Raw genomic sequence first — 22,222 nt, 5'->3', positions numbered from 1 at the left:
CGACGGCGTCACCGTCGCCTACCGCGTGTGGGGCGACCGCGACACCGCGGCGCCCGCGCTCCTGCTGATCCACGGGTGGGCGCAGAACGGCGGCAGTTGGGGCGCTCATCTGCTGGCCGACCTCGCCACACGTCACCGGGTGATCGCCGTCGACCTGCGCGGTCACGGCGCCTCCGGCATGCCCGCGGTCTTGGACGATCCCGGGCAGGGTTTCTCGGCCGATCTGCTCGTCGGCGACATCGAGGCCGTGCTCGCGACCGAGTGCGGCGACGAGGGTGTCGTGGCGGTCGGGTGGAGCTACGGCGGGCTCGTGATCTGCGACCTCCTCGCCTCCCGCGCCGAGGGCAGATCCGACGGGCCGCCCGTGGTCGGCGTCGGTCTGGTCGGGGCCATCACCTCGCTGGGACGCGGCGAGCGCGGCGGTCGGGTCGGGACCGCGATGCGGACTGCCCTGCCCGATGCGTACTCCGACGATCCGCGCACGGCGATCCGCGCGCTGTCGTCCTTCGGGGACGCGCTGGTGCCGGCCCATCGCGCCGATCTCGGCGCGCAGTCGCAGTTCCTCTTCGGTGCCTCGCTCTCGACCCGTCCCGCCGCCCGCGCGGGTCTGTTCGCCCGTACCGCCTCGCACGACGACCTCCTGCCGACCCTGCGGATGCCGGTCCTGGTGCTGCACGGCACCGACGACGCCGTCGTCGACGTGAGTGCCGCCCGCCACGCGGCGACCCTCCTGCCGGGCGACGTCGACGTCGACCTGTGGGAGGGCGCAGGACACGCACCGTTCGTCGAGAACCCGGCCCGGTTCGCCGGTGCGGTCGACCGACTCGTCGCGCGATCGGTGTCGGTCGCCACCGCGGGAGGTGCGCGATGACGCTGCGCCGCGTCGCCGTCCTGTCGGTGCACACCTCGCCCCTCGCCCAGCCGGGGACAGGAGACGCCGGCGGGATGAACGTCTATGTCTGGCAGACCGCCCGCGAGCTCGCCCGCCGCGGGGTCGAGGTCGAGATCTTCACCCGGGCCACGTCGTCGTCGGACGAACCGGTGGTCCACGCCGCCGACGGGATCACCGTGCGGAATGTCGTGGCCGGACCGTTCGAAGGGCTCGACAAGCGCGATCTCCCGACGCAGCTCTGCGCCTTCGCCGCGGGTGTGCTTCGCGCCGAGGCGCTGCACCCGCCGGGCCATTACGACCTGGTGCACTCGCACTACTGGCTCTCGGGACAGGTGGGATGGCTGGCGCGCGACCGGTGGCGCGTCCCTCTCGTCCACACGGCGCACACCCTGGCCGCGGTGAAGAACGCCTCGCTCGCCGCCGGTGACGAACCCGAGCCGATGCTGCGGCAGGTCGGCGAGCAGCAGGTCGTCGACGAGGCCGACCGTCTCGTCGCGAACACCGACGCCGAAGCGCGCCAACTGATCTCGATCCACCACGCCGACCCCGGTCGGGTCGATGTCGCGACACCCGGTGTCGACCTCGACGTCTACCGCCCCGGGTCGCGTGCTCAGGCCAGAGCCGAGCTGCGTTCGCTCGGTGTCGATCTCGCCGACGACGAGACGATCGTGACCTTCGTCGGCCGCATCCAGCCGCTCAAGGCGCCCGACGTGCTGCTGCGTGCGGTGGCCCCGCTCATCCGCGACGGACGACGGCGCCTGCGACTGCTCGTGGTCGGCGGGCCGTCGGGATCCGGACTGGCGCGGCCGACTGCACTCATCGATCTCGCGCGCGAACTCGGTGTCGCACAGTCGGTCACGTTCCTCCCGCCGCAACCGCCGGGTCGGCTCGCGCAGGTCTACCGTGCGTCGGATCTCGTCGGTGTCCCGAGCTACTCGGAGAGCTTCGGGCTCGTCGCCGTCGAGGCGCAGGCGAGCGGCGTGCCGGTCGTCGCCGCCGACGTCGGTGGGTTGGGCGTCGCCGTCGACGACGGTGTCACCGGGACCCTTGTCGCCGGCCACGACGTCGAGCGCTGGACCGCGGCCGTCGAGGCCACGCTCGCGTCGCCGGATACGTTGACCCGGATGGGGGAGGCCGCCGCCGCGCACGCCCGCCGGTTCTCGTGGTCGGCGACCGCCGATCACCTGCTCGACAGCTACCACCGCGCCGTCACCGACTACGCAGCTGCACAGCGCGGCCTGGACGCTGCCCGCAGTGCCCGATCCGCGGCGCCGGTGGGTGCACCGGCACGTCCGCGCCGGTGGACTCGGCGCCGCGCGGGAATCCGCGCCTGACTCTCGTCGCTGCACATCACGACGTCACTCGACGACCACCAGAGGAGCACGGCATGACCCAGTCGGTCGATCCGCACCTGCACGGCACGCGGCGCCCCCCGCGCATCGTCGAACAGTCCGATGCGATCCAGAAAGCGCTCGACGAGCGCGGGATCGAGTTCGCGCTCAAGCAGACCGGTGGCTCGGACACGGAGCACATCGTCATCGAGCTGCCCGGTGAGCGGAAGCTCAAGACGACCGTGCTGCTCACCGTCGGCAAGCCCGGCGTGCGCCTCGAGGCGTTCGTCTGCCGCCGCCCCGACGAGAACCACGAGGGCGTCTACAAGTTCCTGCTCAAGCGCAACCGCCGTCTCTATGGCGTCGCGTACACGATCGACAACATCGGCGACATCTACCTCGTCGGCCGGATGTCGGCGGAGTCGGTGAGTCCCGGCGAGCTCGACCGCGTGCTCGGGCAGGTGCTCGAGGCCGCCGACGGTGACTTCAACACGCTGTTGGAGATCGGCTTCTACACCTCGATCCGACGCGAGTGGGCGTGGCGGGTGTCGCGCGGGGAGTCGCTGCGGAACCTGCTCGCGTTCGAGCACCTGATCGACAAGGAGAACCTCCCGACCATCGGGCCCGCCGACAGCGCGCCAGAGCAGTCGGTGACCGCTCTGGCACAGGGTGATCCGCCGCCCTCGGGCCGTGCCGTCGACCCGGACGAATCGGACAGCTGAGAGTCGTCGAAGAACGCCCTCGTCACGCCACCGGGCGTTGTTAGGGTTTCGCCATGACCTTCGCGAGTCCGCACCCCGACGTCACGATCCCCGATTCGAGCGTCTACGACTATCTCTTCGGCGGCATCGACGAGGCCGACCTCGACCGGCCGGCCCTCGTCGACACCAAGCCGGAGAAGGCGACGACCACCTACCGCGACCTGATCGCGCGGGTCGACGCGTTCGCCGGGGCGTTGGCCGCCCGCGGCATCGCGGTCGGCGACGTCGTCGGGTTGCTGTCGCCGAACTCGTCGGCGTTCGCGATCGCATTCCACGGGATCCTGCGCTCGGGTGCCACGGCGACGACCATCAACGCGCTGTTCACCCCGAACGACATCGCCAAGCAGCTGACCGACGCCAAGGCGTCGATGCTTGTGACGGTGAACGTGCTCGCCGAGGGGGCCAAGGCCGCCGTCGAACAGCTCGGGTTGTCGAAGGATCGGCTGATCATCCTCGACGGGGAGGGCGAGGCCGCCTCCGGTCATCCGAACGCCGCCGACCTGCTCGGTGCGAACGCGCCGGCGCCGGACGTGTCGTTCGACCCGTCGACCCACATCGCGGTTCTGCCCTACAGCTCGGGGACGACGGCGAACCCCAAGGGCGTCATGCTGACCCACCGCAACCTCGTCGCCAACGTGTGTCAGATCCGGCCGCTGCAGGGCATGCAGCCCGAGGACGTGATCCTCGCGGTGTTGCCGTTCTTCCACATCTACGGCATGACGGTGCTGCTGAACGCGGCGCTTCACGCCCGGGCGAGCCTGGTGATCATGCCGAAGTTCGACCTGCCGGAGTTCCTCGACAACATCGCCACCGAGAAGTGCACCTACGGCTTCATCGCCCCGCCCGTCGCGGTCGCGCTCGCCAAGCACCCCCTCGTCGACGAGTACGACCTGTCGTCGCTGCACACGGTGATGTCGGGTGCGGCGCCGCTCGACGCCGAGCTGGGTCACGCCGTCGAGAAGCGGATCGGCTGCCACATGGTGCAGGGCTACGGCATGAGTGAGCTCAGCCCGGTCAGCCACGTCATCCCGTTCGACGGCGGCAAGGCCATCGCCGGCGGTGAGGCCGAGTTGAGTTCGTCGGGATGGACCGTGCCGAACGCGGAGAGCAAGCTCGTCGACCCGGCGACGGGGGAGGAGATCGGGCTGCCCAGCGAGGGTCTGAGCGAGACCGGCGAGCTGTGGTTCAAGGGCCCCAACGTGATGGCGGGCTACCTGAACAACGACGCCGCCACCGCGGAGACCATCGACGCGGACGGGTTCCTGCACACCGGTGACCTCGCCCAGGTCGACCCGACCGGCTGCGTGTTCATCGTCGACCGGCTCAAGGAACTCATCAAGTACAAGGGCTACCAGGTGCCGCCGGCGGAGCTGGAGGCGTTGCTGCTGAGCCACCCGCAGATCGCCGACGCCGCGGTGATCGGTGTGACCGACGCCGAGTCGGGCGAGGAGGTGCCGAAGGCGTTCGTCGTGAAGCAGCCCGACGCGCAGATCACCGAGGACGAGGTGATGGCCTTCGTCGCCGACAAGGTGGCGCCCTACAAGAAGGTCCGCCAGGTCGAGTTCATCGAGGCCGTGCCCAAGTCGGCCGCGGGCAAGATCCTCCGCAAGGACCTCCGCGCCAAGGCCTGACGCCCCGCACGACGACGAACGCCCGCTCCCGGGAATCCGGGAGCGGGCGTTTCGGCACAGTGGGCGGAAACCGCCGTCAGGCGCGGCCGGCGGGGGCCCGGTGACGACCGGGCTCCGGGGTGCCGTCGGTGCGGAGTTCCCCGTCGAGGATCTCCTCGGCGATCGACTCGTCCGGGCGGTCCTTGTTCTCGGGCAGGTCGACGGGCTGCTCACCCGGCAGGTTCTTCTTCGCGTCGCCGGGGATGAGCAGGATCAGCGCCGCGGCGACCAGCGACGCGATCGCGCCGATGATGAAGACCATCTGGAAGGCCGACCGGTCGGGGACTGCAGTGGTGCCGACGCTCACCGTCGAGCTGGCCAGGATCGTCGCGAGCAACGCCGACGCGATCGAGGTGCCGACCGACCGCATCAACGAGTTCAGGCCGTTCGCCGACGCGGTCTCGCTCAGCGGCACCGCCGACATGATCAGCGACGGCATGGCCGAGTAGGCGATGCCGACGCCCGAGCTCGTCACGATGACCGCCAGCGCGACCTCCCACGGCGACGCGGCGAAGGCGATCGCCAGCGCGTAGCCGGCGCCGATGACCAGGGTGCCGATCATCAGGGTGAACTTCGGCCCGATGGTCACGTTCAGTCGCGCGGAGACCGGCGACAGGAACATCATCATCAGTCCGCCGGGAGCCATCCACAGGCCGGCCTCGATGATGCTCTGGCCCATGCCGTAGTCGAGAACGCGCGGGATGTGCGGCAGCTGCAGCAGCTGCGGCGCCGCGAGGCTGATGCCCATCAGCGCGAAGCCGATCACGATCGACACGGCGTTCGTGATGGCGACGCGCGGGATGATCGAGGTGCGGATGTTGACCATCGGGGAGCTGGTGCGCAGCTCGTAGACGACCCAGACGGCGAACACCACGAGGCCGGCGGCGGTCAGCCCGAGGGTGAGCGCGCTGGTCCATCCCCACGAGCGGCCCTTGCTCAGCGCCAACAGCAGGCAGACGAGCGCGACGGTCAGGCCGAGCGCGCCGATCCCGTCGAACGTGCCTCCCGAGCGGGCGGGGGACTCGCGGATCAGGGTCAGCACCAGAAGGAAGACGACAGCTCCCAGCGCGGCCGACGTCCAGAACAGCACGTGCCAGCTGTAGTTCTGCGAGATCCACGCGGCGATCGGCAGGCCGATCGCGCCGCCCACGCCCAGCGTCGCGCTCATCGTGGCGATCGCGCCCGGGATCCGGGCCGGGGGCAGCTCGTCGCGCAGCAGGCTGATGCCGACGGGGATGACGCCCATCGCCAGCCCCTGCAGGCCGCGTCCGACGATCACCGGGATGAGCGAGTCGAACAGCGCGCTGACGGCCGATCCGGCAACCATCAGGGCGATGCTCGCGAGGATCACCGACCGCTTGCCGAACATGTCGGCGATACGGCCGGCGATCGGCATGACGACCGCGGCGGCCAGCAGCGTCGAGGTGATCACCCAGGACGCGTTGTCGGCGGAGGTGTGCAGGTACGTCGGCAGCAGTCCGACGATCGGGACCACCAGCGTCTGCATGTAGGAGGCGAGGAGCCCGCCGAAGCACAGCACCGCGATGAGGATCGTCGGTGAGGGCGTGCGAGAGGGCTGAAGCCGCAAGGTACTCATTACTTGCATGATGCACGTAATGGCGTAGTGCAAGCAATTCCTGGGAGGGTGACGTATGAAACACTGTCGCGCATGGCAACCGGCACGTTGATCCTGATGCGCCACGGCGAGAGCACGTGGAACGAGTCGAACCAGTTCACCGGCTGGGTCGACGTCGCCCTCACCGACAAGGGTCGCGCCGAGGCGAAGCGCGCCGGCGAGCTCCTCGTCGAGCACGATCTCCTGCCCGACGTGCTGTACACATCGCTGCTGCGCCGCGCGATCCAGACCGCGCAGATCGCGCTCGACGTCGCCGACCGCCACTGGATTCCGGTGACCCGTGACTGGCGCATCAACGAGCGCCACTACGGCGCCCTGCAGGGTCTCGACAAGGCCGCGACCAAGGAGAAGTTCGGCGACGAGCAATTCATGCTGTGGCGTCGCAGCTACGACGTCCCGCCCCCGGCCATCGAGAAAGACGCCGAGTACAGCCAGAGCGACGACCCGCGCTACGCCGACCTCGACGAGGTCCCGCTGACCGAGTGCCTCAAGGACGTCGTCGCGCGGATGATCCCGTATTTCACCGACGTCATCGCAGAGGACCTGCGCGCAGGCAAGACGGTACTGATCGCTGCTCACGGCAACTCGCTGCGGGCGCTGGTGAAGTACCTCGAGGGCATCTCCGACGACGACATCGCGGGCCTCAACATCCCCACGGGCAACCCGCTGCGCTACGACCTCGACGAGAACCTCAAGCCGGTCCGCAAGGGTGAGTACCTGGACCCCGAGGCCGCTGCGAAGGGCGCTGCCGCCGTCGCCGCGCAGGGCTCGAAGTAGCGGGTCAACTCCCTGTCGCGGGTACGCCGGTGGCGCTATCCTCGAGTATGGCCGACGTCACAGTTATTGCACGCGTTGTTCATTCGCTGTCACAGGAGCGATATGAAGCATTCGTCGACGATGAGCTCGTCGGTTTCGTGGATTATCAACCGCGCGACGGTCAGGTCGTGATCACCCACACCGTCGTCTTCGACCGCCACGCGCACCACGGCATCGGCGGCCAACTGGTCCGACACGTGCTCGACGACATCGCGCAGAGCGGTCGCAAGGTGGTGCCCGTCTGCTCCTTCGTGCAGCAGTTCATCGCCGACAACCCGGCGTACGCCGCCATGGTCGCGACAGCCTGACCTGCTCGGCGGGCTGGACCCACCGCAAGGGTGCGGTGGACGAAATCCCGGTGAACAGCGTCCCAACTGGGCACACCCGGCTTGTTACGGATGACCGGCCTCGTCCATCCTGTCGGTGTGTCCGCCCGCCCCACCCGCTCCACCGGTGACCCCGGGGCGACTCCGTGAGCATCGCACTCGCGGTCGTCGTCGTGGTCGCGGTGCTGCTGATCGTGGTGGCCGCCGCCGTCGGGTGGACCCTCGGACGTCGCCGGTCGTCGGCCGAGGCGCGTCGGGCGGCGACGCTGCGCGCGGCGTCGAACCTGGGTCCGGCCGTGACCACCGACGAGGACGCGGAGGAGCAGCGTGTCGACGCGCGTCCCGACGTGCTCCTCGAACACGGCATGGAGACCGTCGACGGTCGGATGTCGAAGGCGGCGCTGCTCGCGATGATCGTGCAGAGCGCGGACACCGGCGTCGCCGTCGTCGACGAGCACCGCGACGTCGTCCTGTTCAACGGACGGGCGACCGCGCTGGGTCTGGTGTCGTCCGGTCTCCTGGACGACGAGGTGTGGCGGACGGCGTCGACCGTGCTGCAGACCGGTGAGGACGCCGACGTCGAACTCGTCCCCACCCCGCCGGTCAACGGGTTCGTCTCCACCGCTCGCGCGATCGTCCCGCCCGTCGCGGTGCGGTGCCTTGTCCGCCTCGTCACGGACGGCACCGAGCGCTACGCCGTCGTCTACGGCACCGACGACTCCGACAACATGCGACTGGAGGCCACCCGCCGCGACTTCGTCGCGAACGTCTCCCACGAGTTGAAGACACCCGTCGGCGCGATCGGGCTGCTCACCGAGGCGCTGCTGGAGTCGGACGACGACCCCGAGGCGGTCCGCCACTTCGGTGAGCGCGTGATCACCGAGTCGGTCCGCATGGGCAACATGGTCAACGAGCTGATCGCGCTGTCGCGGCTGCAGGGCGCGGAGAAGCTGCACGACGTCGACGACGTGTCCGTCGACGAGCTCATCGACGAGGCCGTCCACCGCGCGCAGGTCGGCGCGGAGGCGGCGGGGATCACCCTCGACACCGACCCGCCCAGCGGGCTGGTCGTCCGCGGCGACCACACCCTGCTGCTCACCGCCCTGAACAACCTCATCGCCAACGCGATCGCCTACTCGCCCGCCAACACGCGCGTGTCGGTGAGCCGCCGCGTCATCACCGACCGTCTGCCCGTCCCGACGGTCCCCGGTGCGACCGCCACCCCCACCGACCGGCCGATGGTGGCGATCGCCGTGACCGACCGCGGCATCGGCATCGCGCCGCGTGACCAGCAGCGTGTGTTCGAGCGGTTCTTCCGCGTCGACAAGGCGCGGTCGCGGGCGACCGGCGGCACGGGGCTCGGGCTGGCGATCGTGAAGCACGTCGCGGCCAACCACGACGGCGCCATCACCCTGTGGAGCCGGCCGGGCACCGGGTCCACCTTCACCCTGGCCATCCCGCAGGCCCGGGTCCCCGCCGACGCCGACACCTCGGTGTCGGCGCCCTCGGGTCGCGCAGCCGCGCGTCCCGCCCCCGCACGCACCACCCATCCGCCCCGGACGAACCCGGACCACCGGGTTCTCGAGACGAAGGAAATCAACCGGTGACGCACGTCCTGATCGTCGAAGACGAGGAATCCCTCGCCGACCCACTGGCGTTCCTGCTGCGCAAGGAGGGTTTCGAGACCACCGTCGTCAACGACGGCACCCGCGCGCTCAGCGAGTTCGACCGCGTCGCCCCCGACATCGTCCTGCTCGACCTCATGCTGCCCGGCGCGTCGGGCACAGAGGTGTGCAAGGCCCTGCGGACCAAGTCGAGCGTGCCGGTGATCATGGTGACCGCCCGCGACAGCGAGATCGACAAGGTCGTCGGGCTCGAGCTCGGCGCCGACGACTACGTCACCAAGCCGTACTCGGCGCGCGAGCTGATCGCCCGCATCCGCGCCGTGTTGCGCCGCGGCTCGGACACCGCCGACGAGATCGACGACGACGGCGGGCTCCTCGAGGCCGGCCCGGTGTCGATGGACGTCGACCGGCACACCGTCGCGGTGCGTGGGTCGTCGATCACGTTGCCGCTCAAGGAATTCGACCTCCTCGAGTACCTTCTGCGCAACGCCGGCCGGGTGCTCACCCGCGGCCAGTTGATCGACCGGGTGTGGGGTGCGGACTACGTCGGTGACACCAAGACCCTCGACGTCCATGTCAAGCGCCTGCGGTCGAAGATCGAGGAGGACCCGGGCAACCCCAAGCACCTCGTCACCGTCCGCGGCCTGGGTTACAAGCTCGAGTTCTGACCGAGTTCTGCTGAGATCGGCCCCGAGAGGCGTCGTCGGCGCCATATCGCCGTCGGGAGGCGTTGTCGGGACAGATCTCAGCGGCGAATCCTGTGACGATCTGCCCGAGTCACGGCTCGGATGTCGGCGAGGACCTCATCCCAGTGGTGGATCACGTCGTCGTAGGTGAGGCGGAGCTTCAGCCACCCCGCGACGAGTGCGCGACGATCGCGCTTCCGATCTCGGCGGTAGTTCTCGACTCCCGTGTGGTGTTCGACGCTGTCGCACTCGATGAGCAGTTTCCCGACGCGCAGGTCGACGCGGCCCACACCGGCGATCTTCGGCTGCACCTCGACGTCGTAGCCGAGTGCGCGGAGCCGCAGCCGGACGAGCGTCTCGGTTCCGGACTGGGAACGCCCGTCGCAATGGGTCATCCACTCCCGGGTGCGTGCGATGCACACAGGCATCTCCGATTGGAGCCGTTGGACCGACCACTTGCTCTTCTCCAAGGCCGAGTCGCACACGACGATCTACTCGTCGCGAGAGAGGCACCGTGTCGCGCAGTCCAGGGCGACGGGAACGCAGTCGACCGCCGTCGTGAGTGGCAGGGCGCGTCCCTGTCCCCGGCATCGTCGGCCTCGCGCCACCGATGTCCCGTGCCGCGAGTAACGGACATGGACCTCGGAATGCCCGGGTGGGATCCACAGACCGTGATGCCTCAGGGCGGAGACGCAGGACAGCACGCCGCCTCTGCGAACCGCCTCCATCGTCGCCGCGTCGGCGTCGGGACGCGCATACCAGCCGGAACGCAGACGGATCAGCGTGCCGTCGGCGACCGCTCGTCGGATGGCGGAGTCGTCGCGCCCCATCGCGAGTAGTTGCGTCCGAGACATCACCGGGGAGTGCATGTCCATGAGACGCGGTCGGCGCCGGGACGGTTCCGTCTGCGCGGAGATCTGCACCGAGAGCCCGATCCGACGGTGATGTGCCGTCGGACCAGCTGCTGAGGGCAGATCTCCGCAGGAATCCTAGGAAGGGTTGAGGTCCTCGTACTTGATGTCCGTCTCACGGCGGGTGGTCGCGGCGGCGGTGGCCGGGTGGACGGCGACGATGCCGAGACCCGCACGGCGGCGGCAGATGCGGGCGAGTTCGGAGTAGGCCGCCTCGCCGATGAGTTCGGTGAGCTCGGGCGCGTAGGACTTCCACACCGGGTCGGCCCCGACGTGCGCGTCGGGTGATCCCGAGCAGTACCAGGCGAGGTCGTGGCCGCCCTCGCCCCAGCCGCGACGGTCGTACTCGGTGATCGTCGTCTTGAGGATCTGCGTGCCGTCGGGGCGTTCGACCCAGTCCTGCTCGCGGCGCACCGGCAGCTGCCAGCACACGTCGGGCTTGACGGTGAGCGGCTCGAGGCCCTTCTTCAACGCCATCCCGTGCAGGGCGCAGCCGACGCCTCCGGCGAACCCGGGGCGGTTGAGGAAGATGCAGGCGCCCTTGTACACCCGCGTCTTCAGGGCCGGCTCGTCGTCGAGGTCGCCCTCCTCGAGGTAGCCCCGCTTGCCCAGGGGGTCCTTCCCGGATCCCTTGTCGTGGAACTGCCAGTCCTCCGCGGTGAGCATCGACATGCCGTGCGCGAGGCGCTTGCGGTCGTCGGAGTCGGCGAGATAGGCGCCGTGGTTGCAGCACCCGTCGTCGGGACGGCCCTCGATGATCCCCTGACACGCGGGCGTGCCGAACACGCACGTCCAGTGCGACAACAACCACGTCAGGTCGGCGCTGACGAGGTGTTCGGGGTCGGCGGGATCAAAGAACTCGATCCACTCCCGCGGGAAGTCGAGCGGGACCTCGGGCGTCGGGGTGGCCGACGCGCCGTCACTTGCAGCCACGATTCACAACGCTAGTCGCCGCGGTGGGGTCGGCGTCGGCCTCCCCGACGCCGTCGACGCGAGGCAGTAGGTTGTCCCCGTGCGCTTGGGAGTCCTCGACGTGGGCAGCAACACCGTCCACCTGCTGGTGGTCGATGCGCATCGCGGTGGGCACCCGACGCCGATGAGCTCGACCAAGTCGACGCTGCGCCTGGCCGAACAGATCGGCTCGTCGGGCGAGTTGTCCGCGTCCGGCGCCACCGCCCTCACCGAGGCGGTCGACGAGTTCACCGCCATCGCCCGCACCTCCGGGTGCGAGCAGGTCATGGCGTTCGCCACCTCGGCGGTCCGCGACGCCACCAACTGCGACGCCGTGCTCGACGCCGTCGCCGACACGACCGGCGTACGCGTCCAGGTGCTGTCGGGGACCGACGAGGCGCGTCTGACGTCGCTGGCGGTACGTCGCTGGTATGGCTGGAGCGCCGGCCGGATCCTGGCCCTCGACATCGGTGGCGGCTCGCTGGAGCTGAGCAACGGCGTCGACGAGGACCCCGACGTCGCGGTCTCGCTCCCACTCGGTGCGGGCCGGCTGACCCGTGAGTGGCTGTCGGAGGACCCACCCGGCAAGCGGCGCGTGGCCGTGCTGCGTGACTGGCTCGACGCCGAACTCGCCGAGACCGCCAAGGCCATGTCCGAGGCCGGCAGCCCCGACCTCGCCGTCGGGACGTCGAAGACCTTCCGGTCGCTGGCCCGTCTCACCGGCGCGGCCCCCTCGAGCGCGGGTCCGCGGGTGAAGCGCACTCTGACGAGCAGCGGTCTGCGCCAACTGATCGCGTTCATCTCGCGGATGTCCACCCCCGACCGCGCCGAGCTCGAGGGCGTCAGCGAGGACCGCGCCGGACAGCTCGTCGCCGGCGCCCTGGTGGCGGAGGCGTCGATGCGTGCGATGGGGGTCGATACCCTGGAGATCTGTCCGTGGGCGTTGCGGGAGGGTGTCATCCTGCGTCGGCTGGATGCCGAACCCACCGCGACCGACGCATTGCTCGCGCCCCGCCCGTCGGTGCCGAGCCCGGGCTGACCGCGGCGCCCGCGACCACCCGACGAGAGCAGAGGACACCGATGGCGAGAGACACCGACCCGGACTCGCGGCCGATCTCGGTCGCCGAGCTCCTCGCGCGCCGTGCCGCCGAGACCGACGGCACCGCATCCGAGACGCCCGCCGACGAGTCGCGCCCCGCGGGGCGTCGACGTCGTGGCGGCGAGGGCACCGTGTCGGTGGCGGAGCTGACCGGTGAGATCCCGCGGATCCGCGGCGGGGCGCACTCCGGGTCATTCCCGGCCGTCACCCCCGAGCAGGCCGCCGCGCCGACACCGACCCCGGCGCCGACCACCGGTCGACGCCGCGCCCCCGACGCGCAGGCCCCCTCGCCGACCGTCGACGACGAGCTCACCGAGATCGCCCCGTCGACCGACGATCTCGCCGCGGAGTCGTCGTTCGTCCCCGATGACCCGCATGTCGCCGATGCCGGGGACGCGCCGGCGTTCCCCCGCTCCGACCGCCCCGCCGCACCCGGCCACGACGACCGGTTCCCGCGGTCGGATCCGCCGCGGCCGTCGTGGGGCGGCGCGCAGGCGTGGTCGTCGCCGACACCGTCGCGTCCCGACCAGCCGCCGGCAACCCGCGATCTCAACAGCGCCGACGTACACGCCCGGTTCGCGCGGCCGGAGCCCGAGCAGGCCGACGAGGTCACCGGGATCATCCCGCGGTTCGGCGCCGGTCAGGCGGCCGGACCCGCCGCCGACGACGACTTCGCCCGGCTGTCGCCCGAGGAACGCGACCGCGCGTTCGAGAGCTACCGAAACTTCGACGACGTCGACGTCGAGGAGGCGGCGCCGCGCAAGCGCCGCGGACTGTTCGGCGCGCTGCGTCGCTCCCGCGCCGACGACGACACCCCGCCTCCCGCCGACGAGACCACCGACGACACCGCGCCCGAGTCGTCGATCGCCCACACCGACCTCCTGTCGGGATCGGTCGACGACGGTCGGCTGGAGGTGTCCGACGACACCCCGACCGAGCTGACCGACGTCTCGCGGTCGAGCTGGAGTGCGCAGGCGTGGTCCGACCGCCCCGACGTCGACGACGCACCTCGCGAGGAACCCGCACAGGACGACGACCTGCCCTCGACGACGCGCTTCGCCGCGGACTCCGGCGACGACGCCACCGGTGTCGTCGACCTCGACAAGGCCCAGCGCCACGACAGCGTCCGACCCGCCTGGCGCGGTGCCGACCCCGAGCCGGAGACGGAACCGGCCCCGCAGACCGGCGACGACGCCACAGGTCCGTCGCCGGCGCGCCAGTGGGCGATGCTCGGTTTGCAGGTGGTCGCGGGGCTCGCCGTCGGTGTCGGCCTGTTCCTCGGGTTCACCGAGCTGTGGCGGTGGAACGTCTACTTCGCGCTGGTCCTCGCCGTCGTCGTCATCTTCGGTCTGGTGACGTTCGTGCACGTCGCCCGGCGCAGCTCCGACCTCGTGTCGACGCTCATCGCGCTCGCGGTGGGACTCGTCGTGACCATCGGCCCCCTGGCGCTGCTCGCGTCGGGGAGCTGACGATGGGTGCTCCGGGCACGGGTCGGGTGAGGGGCGACATCCCGATCGGTCTGTCGACGGCGTCGGTCTACCCGCAGAACACCGAGGCAGCGTTCCAGTACGCGAACGAGCTCGGCTTCGACGGCGTCGAGCTGATGGTCTGGGGTGAGGCGGTCAGCCAGGACATCGACCACGTCGCCTACCTGTCGGACCGATACGCCATGCCGGTGCTCAGCGTGCACGCGCCGTGTCTGCTCATCTCGCAGCGCGTGTGGGGCCGTGACCCGATCGCCAAACTCGGCCGGTCGGTCGACGCGGCCGCGCAGCTCGGCGCGGCCACCGTCGTCGTGCACCCGCCGTTCCGGTGGCAGCGCCGCTACGTCAAGGGGTTCGCCGAGACGGTCGCCGAACTCGAGGAGCGCAGCGACGTCGCCGTCGCGGTGGAGAACATGTTCCCCGTCCGCGCCGACCGCGTGTTCGGCAAGTACACCGAGGCCGCCGAGCGGATGGCCCGGCGCGGTGGGCCGGGCGCGGCGGTGTCGGCGTTCGGCACGTCCATCGACCCCACCGACGACGGCTTCGACCACTACACGCTCGACCTGTCGCACACGGCGACCGCCGGCCACGACGCGATCGCCATGTTCGAGCGGATGGGCTCGTCGCTGAACCACCTGCACCTCACCGACGGCATCGGCGCGGCGGTCGACGAACACCTCGTACCCGGCGACGGCAACCAGCCGTGCGCGGAGATCTGCCGACGTCTCGCCGAGAGCGACTTCGACGGCGCCGTGGTGCTGGAGGTGTCGACGGGGTCGGCACGGACCAAGCCCGAGCGCTCGGAGATCCTCGCCCGGTCGCTCGCGTTCGCCCGCGAACACCTCGCGCGCGACACGACGCCGGTGAGGAAGGACCGCTCGTGACCGTCTCGGTCGCCGATCTCGGCGCACTGACACGCATCGACGGCGGCGGACCCGCGGACCCGGTGTGTTTCACCACAGTCGTCGACCCCGTGTTCACGATCGGCCCCAAGGTGCACGGCGGCGCCCTGCAGGTCGTGTCCGCGCACGCCGCCGTCGACGCCGTGGGACGGTCGGAGATGGTGCCCGTCGCGATCTCCAGCGACTACCTCCGTGCGCCCGAGCCCCGCGATGTCGACGTCGTCGCGACGGTGGTGAAACGGGGCCGTCGGGTCTGCGTCGTCGACGTGGTCGTCGCGCAGGACGGCCGTGACGCCGTGCGGTCGGTGGTGACCCTCGCCGCCCCCGACCACGGGACACCGCGCCACTCCGGGGTCCCCGACGAGCTGGCTGCGATGCCGACCGAGCCCGCGGCCGACGCGGTGCCGGTCCGCGGGTCGATCGTCGCCGACATCGTGCATCTCGCCGCGGCGGTCGACATGCACTACGACCGGTCGTCGGTGCCGGTGATGGCGGGGGAGCGCGGCGCCCCGGAGACGCGGTTCTGGGCCCGTCCGGCCGACGGTGAGACCGACGGGTTCTTCGCGATCCTCGCCGGCGACCTGTCGATGCCCGTGGTGATGAACCTCGGCGTCTTCGGCTGGGCGCCCACCCTGCAGATGACCACCTACCTGCGTCGACGGCCCGCGCCGGGCTGGCTCCGGGCGCGGGTGACCACCACCGAGATCGGGCAGGGCTGGTTCGAGGAGGACCATCTCCTCGTCGACGCCACCGGCGCCGTCGTGGCGCAGTCGCGGCAGCTCGCACTCGTCCCCTCCCAGGAAGGACAGGCATGACCACACGGGTCGCCATCATCGGCGGCGGCAAGATCGGCGAGGCGCTGCTCTCCGGACTCGTCCGGTCCGGGCGTCCGACGCGGGACCTCGTCGTCGCGGAGAAGGACCCCGCCCGCGGCACGGAGCTCACCGACGACTACGGCGTGCGGGTCACCGACATCGCCGACGCCGTCGAGGGCGCGGCGATCGTCGTCCTCGCCGTGAAACCCGCCGACGTGGACGGTGTCCTCGAGATCATCTCCGGCGTCGAGGACACCGGCGAGGTCGAACGGCTCACCGTCAGCCTCGTCGCGGGTCTCACCACCCGGCACTACGAGGACGCGCTGCCCGCCGGGGCGCCCGTCGTCCGGGTCATGCCGAACACCCCGATGCTCGTCGGTGAGGCGATGTCCGCGGTCACCGGTGGCAGATACGCGACCGACGACCACGTGTCGACCGTGGCGTCGCTGCTGGAGTCCGTCGGCAAGGTCATCGTGGTCGCCGAGAAGCAGATGGACGCCGTCACCGCGGTGTCCGGCTCGGGTCCCGCGTACGCCTTCCTCATGGCCGAGGCCATGATCGACGCCGGCGTGGGTCTGGGGCTCACCCGCGCGACCGCCACGCTGCTGGCCGCGCAGACCATCCGCGGCGCGGGCGTGTTGCTCACCGACTCGGGACTGTCGCCCGTCGACCTCCGGGCCGCCGTCACCTCGCCGGCGGGCACCACCGCGGAGGCCATCCGCGAACTCGAGGCGCACGGATTCCGTCACGCGTTCTACGAGGCGCTTCGGGCCAACGCGGGCGCCAGCGCGGCCCTGCGGGCGACCGCGCCGAGCGCCGAGAACGACGGCTGATCGCCCTCCGGGCGGGCCGCGACGGCCCCGGCGGCCCAGATATCGGCCAGATGACCGAGAAATCTCGAAAAGGTCACCCACTCACGTCGCAACTTTCCCATGCGCCACGCTAAGGTGCACTGAGCACGTGCGTGTCTGGTGTCCGCGGGAGGGGAAGCCCGCGGCCGCGACGCGTGCCTCGGAGGTCGAAAATTCAATGGCGCCTGCAAACACGCCTGGCGACCGACCCAGCGCCCCTGGCGCGGGGCCGGCCAACAGTGCCGGTTCGGGTACGCAGTTCCTCACCGTGGCGGAGGTCGCGGCCCTCATGCGCGTGTCCAAGATGACGGTCTACCGCCTGGTGCACAACGGTGAGCTGCCCGCCGTGCGCGTCGGCCGGTCCTTCCGGGTCCACGAGAAGGCGGTCCACGATTACCTCGAGAACTCCTACTTCGACGTCGGCTGACAGGCGTCTCCGACGCGGGCGCAGGCGCGCCTCGGGTCGTCCTGGTCGGTACACGGATTTCGTCGTGCCCCGGCCCCCGGAGTAGCCTGGACCATTGTTGCGCTCGCCGGTCCGTGTGCGCCCGTCCTCACCGGGACGGGCCCCGCGTCTGCGCCGTGAGTCCGACGAGCCCGAGTACGTGTCCACCCGTGCGAGAACGTGAGGTGCCCCATGGGGTCAGTCATCAAGAAGCGCCGCAAGCGCATGTCGAAGAAGAAGCACCGCAAGCTTCTCCGCCGCACCCGGGTGCAGCGTCGCAAGCTCGGCAAATGATGTGACCGCCGACCGGGGTGCACCCGGGCGGCACATCGATCGACCATCCTCCGACCCGTCGCACACGCGGCGGGTCGGAGTGCGTTGCGGTTAGTCTGGCGCCATGACCGACGCCCCCGCTCCGCCCTCGGTGGTGCTGGTCACCGGGGCCTCGACGTTCCTCGGCGGATACCTGACCACCCGCCTGGCGCAGAACCCCGCCATCGAGCGGATCATCACCGTCGACTCCCGCGTGCCGAGCAAGGACATGATGCGACGGATGGGTCGCGCCGAGTTCGTCCGCGCCGACATCCGCCGACCCACCATCGGCCGCATCATCGACTCCGCCGGCGTCGACACCGTCGTCCACGCGGCGACATCGGTGATGGACACCGTCGGTCACACGCCGGCGATCAAGGAACTGACCGTCATCGGCGCGATGCAGGTCTGCGCCGCCTGTCAGCGGGCCCCGTCGGTGAAACGGGTGATCGTGCGGTCGTCGGGCATGGTCTACGGCGCGAGCGCCTCCGACCCCGCGCACTTCTCCGAGGAGATCCGCGCCCGCCACGAGCCGACGACGGGCTTCGGGCGCGACCTGCTGGACGTGGAGTCCTACGCCCGCGGGTTGTCGCGGCGCCGACAGGACATCGCGGTGACCATCCTGCGGCCGACGGCCATCCTGGGCCCGCAGATCTCGACGCGGATGAGCAACTACTTCTCGTCGCCGATCATCCCCGTCGTCATCGGCTACCAGCCGCGCCTGCAGTTCCTGCACGAGGAGGACGCGCTCGCCGCGATCGAGCACGCGACGCTGCTCGGCCGACCGGGCACGTTCAACCTCGCCGCCGACGGCGTCGTGACGCTGGCCCAGGCGATCCGTCGGGCCGGTCGGATCGAGCTGCCGGTGCCTGCGAACCTGATGGGCACCGTCGCGGGCGTCTTCCGCAACATGGGCATCAACACCCTGCACGGTGACCAGGCGGACTACCTGACCTACGGCCGCGTCCTGGACACCACGCGCATGCGCGCGGAGCTGGGATTCGCCCCGCGACGCACGAGTCTCGAGACCCTCGACGACTTCATCGCGCGCAAACCGTTGGAGCCGGTGATATCCGCCGGGGCGTGGCACCGCCTCGAGCAGCGCATCGTCGACACCGCGCGGGCACTCGCCTGAACGTCGCATTCCGTGCCGTGTACGGCGGGAGTGGGGGACACCTCCTACACTGGACGCGCACGTGTCGGGGGACAAGGAACAACTGGGGGACGATGGTGTCGGCAGGGGTGTGACGGTGGCAAAGAGCAACAACGCACCGAACTCTCGCACCGCGAAGGTGATCCAGCTGTACGCGTCGCCGCCGACGTCCCCGTCGGACGCCGGGCGCCGTCGGCACCCGTCCCAGCAGCGATCCGGACCGGACCCCACGCGCCGCATGGCGCCGCGACCGGTGCCCGCTCCCGACGACTCCCTCGGCCATCCCAACACCGACGGTTTCGACGACGCGGACGTGCACCCGATCAGCGCGGACGTCGTGCCGCGCATCGACGAGTCGGGTCTGCCCGTTCAGCGCACCGGCAGCCCGCTGTTCAACCTCGGGGGAATCCGTTCAGCCGTCGCGGACACGGTCGTGTCGAGCGCCGGGTACCTGCGCGAGCGACTCACCGGTGACTACGAGATCGACGACTTCGGCTTCGATCGCCACTTCACCGAGAACGTCTTCCTGCCCGCGATGCGGGTCTTCTTCGACAAGTGGTTCCGCGTCGAGGTCACCGGCATCGAGAACCTGCCCACCGAGGGTGGGGCGCTGCTCGTCGCGAACCACGCGGGCACCATTCCCGTCGACGCGCTGATGCTGTCGGTCGCCGTGCACGACCACCACCCGCGCAAGCGCTTCCTCCGGATGCTCGCCGCCGACCTCGCCCTGGAGTCGCCGTTCATCGGCGCCCTGTCGCGGCGCACCGGCTCGACGTTGGCGTGCACCGCCGACGCCGAGCGGCTCCTGCGGTCGGGGGAGCTGACCGCCGTGTGGCCGGAGGGCTTCAAGGGCGTCGGCAAGCTCTACCGCGACCGCTACAAGCTGCAGCGGTTCGGTCGCGGTGGGTTCGTGACGACCGCCCTGCGCACCGCCGTGCCGATCGTGCCGGTCTCGATCGTCGGGTCCGAGGAGATCTACCCGATGCTCAGCGACCTGAAGCCGATCGCCCGGATGATCGGGCTGCCGTACCTGCCGATCACCCCGACGTTCCCGTTGCTCGGCCCCCTCGGCCTGGTCCCGCTGCCCGCCAAGTGGCACATCCACTTCGGCAAGCCCATCGAGACCAACCGCTACGACGAGCAGGCCGCCGACGACCCCATGGTCGTCTTCGACCTCACCGACCACGTCCGCGAAGAGATCCAACAGACCCTCTTCCGCATGCTCAGCCGTCGCGGCTCGGTCTACTTCGGCTGATCGTCCACAACCCGCACACCGGAGTGGTAGCGCTCGCCGTCGGTCTCGATGATCAACCGGTCGCCCACGACCATGTCGACGATCCCGACCCGAGGTATCACCACCTGGGTCCGCACGGGGATGTTCCTGGCGCGCAGACGGAGTCGGACCATCGATTCCGTCCCCGACTGCGCCGAGCCGTCGCACCGGCCGAGCAGTGCGCGGACGGCCACCGGTGTGTCGCGCAGGATCGAGGCGAGGTCGTCGGGCGTGACGTGTTCGCCGTTCACGATCGAGTCGCACACCACGATGAGTCCCTCCGCGTCGAGACAGCGGGCCGCGTGGCGCAGGGCGATCGGGATCTCGTCGACGGGTCCAGTCACCGACTCGGGTCTGCCGTGTCGGGAACAGAAGCGCCCGGTGCGGTCACGGCTCGTTCCCGCCCGAGCGTGGACGTCGTCGGAGCGTCCGGGCACCCAGACCCCGCGGTACCGAAGCGCGGACACACAGCTGAGGACGCCGCCGCGTCTCACCGCCTCGACGACGCGAGCGTCCGCGTCGGACCGGGCGTACCAGCCACGACGGAGCCGGACCAGTATCCCGTCCGCCACCGCCCGTCGCACGTCGGCCTGCGTCTGACCCTGCGCGATCAGCTCATCCCACGTCACGACCCCGGCGTCTCGCATGACGACAGCATCGGGCGAGGGAGGGACGCATTCGAGGGCCAGGGCGGCTCTGTCCACAACCGACACCGATGAGTGCCGACCTGTGCACGACGCACGCGCCCATCCTCGTCGGTGCGGGTGGTGGACGGTGCGCGGGTGTACCGGGATTCAGTCGCGGAAACGACGGGCCGCGGCGACTGCGCCACCGCCGGCGGCGCCGAGGAGGACCGCGGTGGGCAGGCCGATCTTCGCGGCCTTGCGGGCGGTGCGGTAGTCGCGGATCTCCCAGCCGCGGACGCGGGCGACGTCGCGGAGGTCGGCGTCGGGGTTGATCGCGACGGCGGTGCCGCACAGCGAGAGCATCGGGACGTCGTTGTGGGAGTCGGAGTAGGCGGTGCAGCGCTTGAGGTTCAGGCCCTCCCGGATGGCGAGGCTGCGCACGGCGTGCGCCTTGCCCAGGCCGTGGAGGATGTCGCCGACGAGCCGCCCGGTGAACTTCCCGTCGACGCTCTCGGCGACGGTGCCGAGCGCGCCGGTGAGCCCGAGGCGGTCGGCGATGGTCTGCGCCAGTTCGACGGGGGTGGCGGTCACGAGCCACACCTGCTGCCCGGCATCGAGGTGCATCTGCGCGAGAGTCCGTGTGCCGGGCCAGATCTTGTCGGCGATCACCTCGTCGAAGATCTCCTCGCCGAGCCGGACCAGTTCCTCGGTGGACCGACCGGCGATGAAACTGAGTGCCTTCTCCCGACCGGACGCGACGTCGTCGGCGTTCTCCCGACCGCTGATCCGGAACTTCGCCTGGGCCCAGGCGAACTCGGCCATGTCGCGGTAGGAGAAGTAGTCGCGGGCCGCGAGGCCCCGGGCGAAGTGCACGATCGACGCGCCCTGCACGAGCGTGTTGTCGACGTCGAAGAAGGCGGCCGCGGTGAGGTCCGGCGGGACGTCGGTGGGGGTGCCCGGCTCGTCGTCGAGGTGGTCGGCGTCGACGCGACCACGCTCCTGCAGCGTGGCGTAGGCGGCCTGCGCGCTGGCCTCACCGGCGAGCGAGTGCCGCAGCTCGGCGGCCGACTGGCGGAACCGTCCGACGCGTCCCGACTGGGCGGTGCGCACGGCGCGCGAGGAGATCCAGTTGCTGACGGTGCCGCCGGCGTCGCGGTCGTCGTCGGGGGCCGACGGCCCCTGTGTCGACGACCGGTCGCGATCGTTCTCGCCGGGCGTGTCGCTCACCGAATCGCCTCCTGGTGGTGCGGGTCTCCCAGAGTAGTCGTCGGCCCCTGGGGCCCTGATCCGCCGTGCCGCGCCGGTGGGAGGATCGACGGCGTGGTCGTCACCCTGCTCACCCGCGCCGGCTGTTCGGCGTGCGCCCGTGCCCTCGCCGATCTCGAACCCCTGTGTTCCGACCATGCCGTGCAGCTGTCCGTCGTCGACGTCGACGAGGCCGCCGCCGACGATCCGGAACTGCGCGCGGAGTTCGGGGACCGGCTCCCGGTGGTCCTGCTCGACGGTGTCGAGCACAGCTACGGCGACGTCGACGAGGCCCGCCTGCGCGCGGACCTCCGCGCCAGGTGAGAGCCGCTTTGTGAACGTGTTCACAAGCGGTATACCCTCGACTGTCGAATGCTCTCACCCGGCGCGTCGCGCGCACGGGTCGACGCCG

24 protein-coding genes are annotated in these 22,222 nt (G+C 70.6%); 18 read left to right on the top strand and 6 right to left on the bottom strand.

Annotation, left to right across the window (positions count from 1 at the left end; all coding sequences use genetic code 11):
• The first annotated feature begins 25 nt into the window (after positions 1 to 25).
• Genes Q1A98_RS19130 through Q1A98_RS19115 form a run of 4 tightly spaced genes read left to right on the top strand, consistent with a single transcriptional unit; the run spans position 26 to position 4,615 of the window.
• Positions 26 to 871, top strand: a complete 846-nt coding sequence (locus tag Q1A98_RS19130) for an alpha/beta hydrolase (protein WP_299576568.1) — start codon at positions 26 to 28, stop codon at positions 869 to 871.
• Complete coding sequence (gene mshA / locus Q1A98_RS19125; RefSeq protein ID WP_299576390.1) at positions 868 to 2,226, top strand: D-inositol-3-phosphate glycosyltransferase; 1,359 nt, start codon at positions 868 to 870, stop codon at positions 2,224 to 2,226. Before Q1A98_RS19130 ends, mshA begins: the two co-directional genes overlap by 4 nt.
• A gap of 53 nt (positions 2,227 to 2,279) precedes the next feature.
• Complete coding sequence (locus tag Q1A98_RS19120; protein ID WP_299576388.1) at positions 2,280 to 2,945, top strand: YbjN domain-containing protein; 666 nt, start codon at positions 2,280 to 2,282, stop codon at positions 2,943 to 2,945.
• A gap of 53 nt (positions 2,946 to 2,998) precedes the next feature.
• Positions 2,999 to 4,615, top strand: a complete 1,617-nt coding sequence (locus Q1A98_RS19115; RefSeq protein WP_299576386.1) for a 4-coumarate--CoA ligase family protein — start codon at positions 2,999 to 3,001, stop codon at positions 4,613 to 4,615.
• Between the two features lie 76 nt (positions 4,616 to 4,691).
• Here the strand turns inward: Q1A98_RS19115 and Q1A98_RS19110 are convergent, their stop codons facing one another.
• Positions 4,692 to 6,251, bottom strand: coding sequence for an MFS transporter (locus Q1A98_RS19110; protein WP_299576384.1), 1,560 nt, complete (start codon positions 6,249 to 6,251; stop codon positions 4,692 to 4,694).
• 72 nt (positions 6,252 to 6,323) lie between these two features.
• Between Q1A98_RS19110 and Q1A98_RS19105 the strand changes: the two genes are divergently transcribed.
• The 4 genes from Q1A98_RS19105 (at position 6,324) to Q1A98_RS19090 (ending at position 9,725) form a co-directional block, all read left to right on the top strand.
• Positions 6,324 to 7,067, top strand: a complete 744-nt coding sequence (locus Q1A98_RS19105; RefSeq protein WP_299576382.1) for a phosphoglyceromutase — start codon at positions 6,324 to 6,326, stop codon at positions 7,065 to 7,067.
• 47 nt (positions 7,068 to 7,114) lie between these two features.
• Entirely contained in the window at positions 7,115 to 7,414 is a 300-nt protein-coding gene (locus Q1A98_RS19100) for a GNAT family N-acetyltransferase (RefSeq protein WP_299576380.1), read from the top strand.
• Positions 7,415 to 7,578: 164 nt separating this feature from the next.
• Complete coding sequence (locus Q1A98_RS19095; protein WP_299576378.1) at positions 7,579 to 9,039, top strand: ATP-binding protein; 1,461 nt, start codon at positions 7,579 to 7,581, stop codon at positions 9,037 to 9,039.
• Positions 9,036 to 9,725: a response regulator transcription factor gene (locus Q1A98_RS19090; protein ID WP_299576376.1), complete on the top strand. Its 690-nt coding sequence runs from the start codon at positions 9,036 to 9,038 to the stop codon at positions 9,723 to 9,725. The genes Q1A98_RS19095 and Q1A98_RS19090 overlap by 4 nt, the downstream gene beginning before the upstream one ends.
• 77 nt (positions 9,726 to 9,802) lie before the next feature.
• On the opposite strand, the gene Q1A98_RS19085 is transcribed toward Q1A98_RS19090, so the two are convergent.
• From Q1A98_RS19085 to Q1A98_RS19075, 3 genes are all read right to left on the bottom strand, one after another.
• Positions 9,803 to 10,138: a DUF559 domain-containing protein gene (locus Q1A98_RS19085; protein WP_299576374.1), complete on the bottom strand. Its 336-nt coding sequence runs from the start codon at positions 10,136 to 10,138 to the stop codon at positions 9,803 to 9,805.
• Between the two features lie 96 nt (positions 10,139 to 10,234).
• On the bottom strand, positions 10,235 to 10,612 hold the full coding sequence (locus Q1A98_RS19080) for a type IV toxin-antitoxin system AbiEi family antitoxin domain-containing protein (protein WP_366943485.1): 378 nt from the start codon (positions 10,610 to 10,612) through the stop codon (positions 10,235 to 10,237).
• 120 nt (positions 10,613 to 10,732) lie between these two features.
• The gene (locus tag Q1A98_RS19075; RefSeq protein ID WP_299576370.1) at positions 10,733 to 11,587 is read right to left on the bottom strand and encodes a hypothetical protein; all 855 of its coding nucleotides are present in this window, start codon (positions 11,585 to 11,587) and stop codon (positions 10,733 to 10,735) included.
• Between the two features lie 79 nt (positions 11,588 to 11,666).
• Here Q1A98_RS19075 and Q1A98_RS19070 point away from each other — a divergent pair, with 79 nt between their 5' ends.
• The 9 genes from Q1A98_RS19070 (at position 11,667) to Q1A98_RS19030 (ending at position 19,921) form a co-directional block, all read left to right on the top strand.
• Complete coding sequence (locus Q1A98_RS19070; RefSeq protein WP_299576368.1) at positions 11,667 to 12,644, top strand: Ppx/GppA phosphatase family protein; 978 nt, start codon at positions 11,667 to 11,669, stop codon at positions 12,642 to 12,644.
• A 41-nt stretch (positions 12,645 to 12,685) separates the two neighbouring features.
• A complete protein-coding gene (locus tag Q1A98_RS19065) occupies positions 12,686 to 14,173 on the top strand; it encodes a hypothetical protein (protein ID WP_299576366.1) in 1,488 nt (495 codons plus the stop codon).
• A gap of 2 nt (positions 14,174 to 14,175) precedes the next feature.
• The gene (locus tag Q1A98_RS19060) at positions 14,176 to 15,072 is read left to right on the top strand and encodes a sugar phosphate isomerase/epimerase (protein WP_299576364.1); all 897 of its coding nucleotides are present in this window, start codon (positions 14,176 to 14,178) and stop codon (positions 15,070 to 15,072) included.
• Positions 15,069 to 15,905, top strand: a complete 837-nt coding sequence (locus Q1A98_RS19055) for a thioesterase family protein (protein ID WP_299576362.1) — start codon at positions 15,069 to 15,071, stop codon at positions 15,903 to 15,905. Before Q1A98_RS19060 ends, Q1A98_RS19055 begins: the two co-directional genes overlap by 4 nt.
• Positions 15,902 to 16,738, top strand: coding sequence for a pyrroline-5-carboxylate reductase (gene proC / locus Q1A98_RS19050; protein WP_299576360.1), 837 nt, complete (start codon positions 15,902 to 15,904; stop codon positions 16,736 to 16,738). The genes Q1A98_RS19055 and proC overlap by 4 nt, the downstream gene beginning before the upstream one ends.
• 196 nt (positions 16,739 to 16,934) lie before the next feature.
• Complete coding sequence (locus tag Q1A98_RS19045; RefSeq protein WP_299576358.1) at positions 16,935 to 17,183, top strand: helix-turn-helix domain-containing protein; 249 nt, start codon at positions 16,935 to 16,937, stop codon at positions 17,181 to 17,183.
• A gap of 210 nt (positions 17,184 to 17,393) precedes the next feature.
• Entirely contained in the window at positions 17,394 to 17,495 is a 102-nt protein-coding gene (locus Q1A98_RS19040; protein WP_003402602.1) for an AURKAIP1/COX24 domain-containing protein, read from the top strand.
• Between the two features lie 103 nt (positions 17,496 to 17,598).
• Positions 17,599 to 18,648 carry an NAD-dependent epimerase/dehydratase family protein gene (locus Q1A98_RS19035; protein ID WP_299576356.1) on the top strand — a complete coding sequence of 350 codons (1,050 nt, stop codon included), beginning with the start codon at positions 17,599 to 17,601 and terminating at the stop codon, positions 18,646 to 18,648.
• 115 nt (positions 18,649 to 18,763) lie between these two features.
• Positions 18,764 to 19,921, top strand: coding sequence for a lysophospholipid acyltransferase family protein (locus Q1A98_RS19030; protein WP_299576354.1), 1,158 nt, complete (start codon positions 18,764 to 18,766; stop codon positions 19,919 to 19,921).
• Here Q1A98_RS19030 and Q1A98_RS19025 read toward each other — a convergent pair.
• Both Q1A98_RS19025 and Q1A98_RS19020 read right to left on the bottom strand, forming a co-directional pair.
• A complete protein-coding gene (locus tag Q1A98_RS19025) occupies positions 19,909 to 20,586 on the bottom strand; it encodes a type IV toxin-antitoxin system AbiEi family antitoxin domain-containing protein (RefSeq protein ID WP_299576352.1) in 678 nt (225 codons plus the stop codon). The genes Q1A98_RS19030 and Q1A98_RS19025 overlap by 13 nt on opposite strands.
• 147 nt (positions 20,587 to 20,733) lie before the next feature.
• Positions 20,734 to 21,792 carry an HAD-IB family hydrolase gene (locus Q1A98_RS19020; protein ID WP_366943483.1) on the bottom strand — a complete coding sequence of 353 codons (1,059 nt, stop codon included), beginning with the start codon at positions 21,790 to 21,792 and terminating at the stop codon, positions 20,734 to 20,736.
• Positions 21,793 to 21,885: 93 nt separating this feature from the next.
• Here Q1A98_RS19020 and Q1A98_RS19015 point away from each other — a divergent pair, with 93 nt between their 5' ends.
• Complete coding sequence (locus Q1A98_RS19015; protein ID WP_299576348.1) at positions 21,886 to 22,134, top strand: glutaredoxin family protein; 249 nt, start codon at positions 21,886 to 21,888, stop codon at positions 22,132 to 22,134.
• Positions 22,135 to 22,222 lie beyond the last annotated feature (88 nt).

Source organism: uncultured Williamsia sp. (assembly GCF_947494875.1).
GTDB lineage: Bacteria > Actinomycetota > Actinomycetes > Mycobacteriales > Mycobacteriaceae > Williamsia_A.
Note: the sequence above shows the minus strand (reverse complement) of the source record. Positions and strands in the feature narration are given on the sequence as shown.

Coding starts and splice junctions, on each gene's coding strand:
- mshA (WP_299576390.1), top strand. CDS start 868: ATGACGCTGCGCCGCGTCGCCGTCCTGTCGGTGCACACCTCGCCCCTC.
- Q1A98_RS19120 (WP_299576388.1), top strand. CDS start 2,280: ATGACCCAGTCGGTCGATCCGCACCTGCACGGCACGCGGCGCCCCCCG.
- Q1A98_RS19115 (WP_299576386.1), top strand. CDS start 2,999: ATGACCTTCGCGAGTCCGCACCCCGACGTCACGATCCCCGATTCGAGC.
- Q1A98_RS19110 (WP_299576384.1), bottom strand. CDS start 6,251: ATGAGTACCTTGCGGCTTCAGCCCTCTCGCACGCCCTCACCGACGATC.
- Q1A98_RS19105 (WP_299576382.1), top strand. CDS start 6,324: ATGGCAACCGGCACGTTGATCCTGATGCGCCACGGCGAGAGCACGTGG.
- Q1A98_RS19100 (WP_299576380.1), top strand. CDS start 7,115: ATGGCCGACGTCACAGTTATTGCACGCGTTGTTCATTCGCTGTCACAG.
- Q1A98_RS19085 (WP_299576374.1), bottom strand. CDS start 10,138: ATGACCCATTGCGACGGGCGTTCCCAGTCCGGAACCGAGACGCTCGTC.
- Q1A98_RS19080 (WP_366943485.1), bottom strand. CDS start 10,612: ATGCACTCCCCGGTGATGTCTCGGACGCAACTACTCGCGATGGGGCGC.
- Q1A98_RS19065 (WP_299576366.1), top strand. CDS start 12,686: ATGGCGAGAGACACCGACCCGGACTCGCGGCCGATCTCGGTCGCCGAG.
- Q1A98_RS19060 (WP_299576364.1), top strand. CDS start 14,176: ATGGGTGCTCCGGGCACGGGTCGGGTGAGGGGCGACATCCCGATCGGT.
- proC (WP_299576360.1), top strand. CDS start 15,902: ATGACCACACGGGTCGCCATCATCGGCGGCGGCAAGATCGGCGAGGCG.
- Q1A98_RS19045 (WP_299576358.1), top strand. CDS start 16,935: ATGGCGCCTGCAAACACGCCTGGCGACCGACCCAGCGCCCCTGGCGCG.
- Q1A98_RS19040 (WP_003402602.1), top strand. CDS start 17,394: ATGGGGTCAGTCATCAAGAAGCGCCGCAAGCGCATGTCGAAGAAGAAG.
- Q1A98_RS19035 (WP_299576356.1), top strand. CDS start 17,599: ATGACCGACGCCCCCGCTCCGCCCTCGGTGGTGCTGGTCACCGGGGCC.
- Q1A98_RS19025 (WP_299576352.1), bottom strand. CDS start 20,586: ATGCGAGACGCCGGGGTCGTGACGTGGGATGAGCTGATCGCGCAGGGT.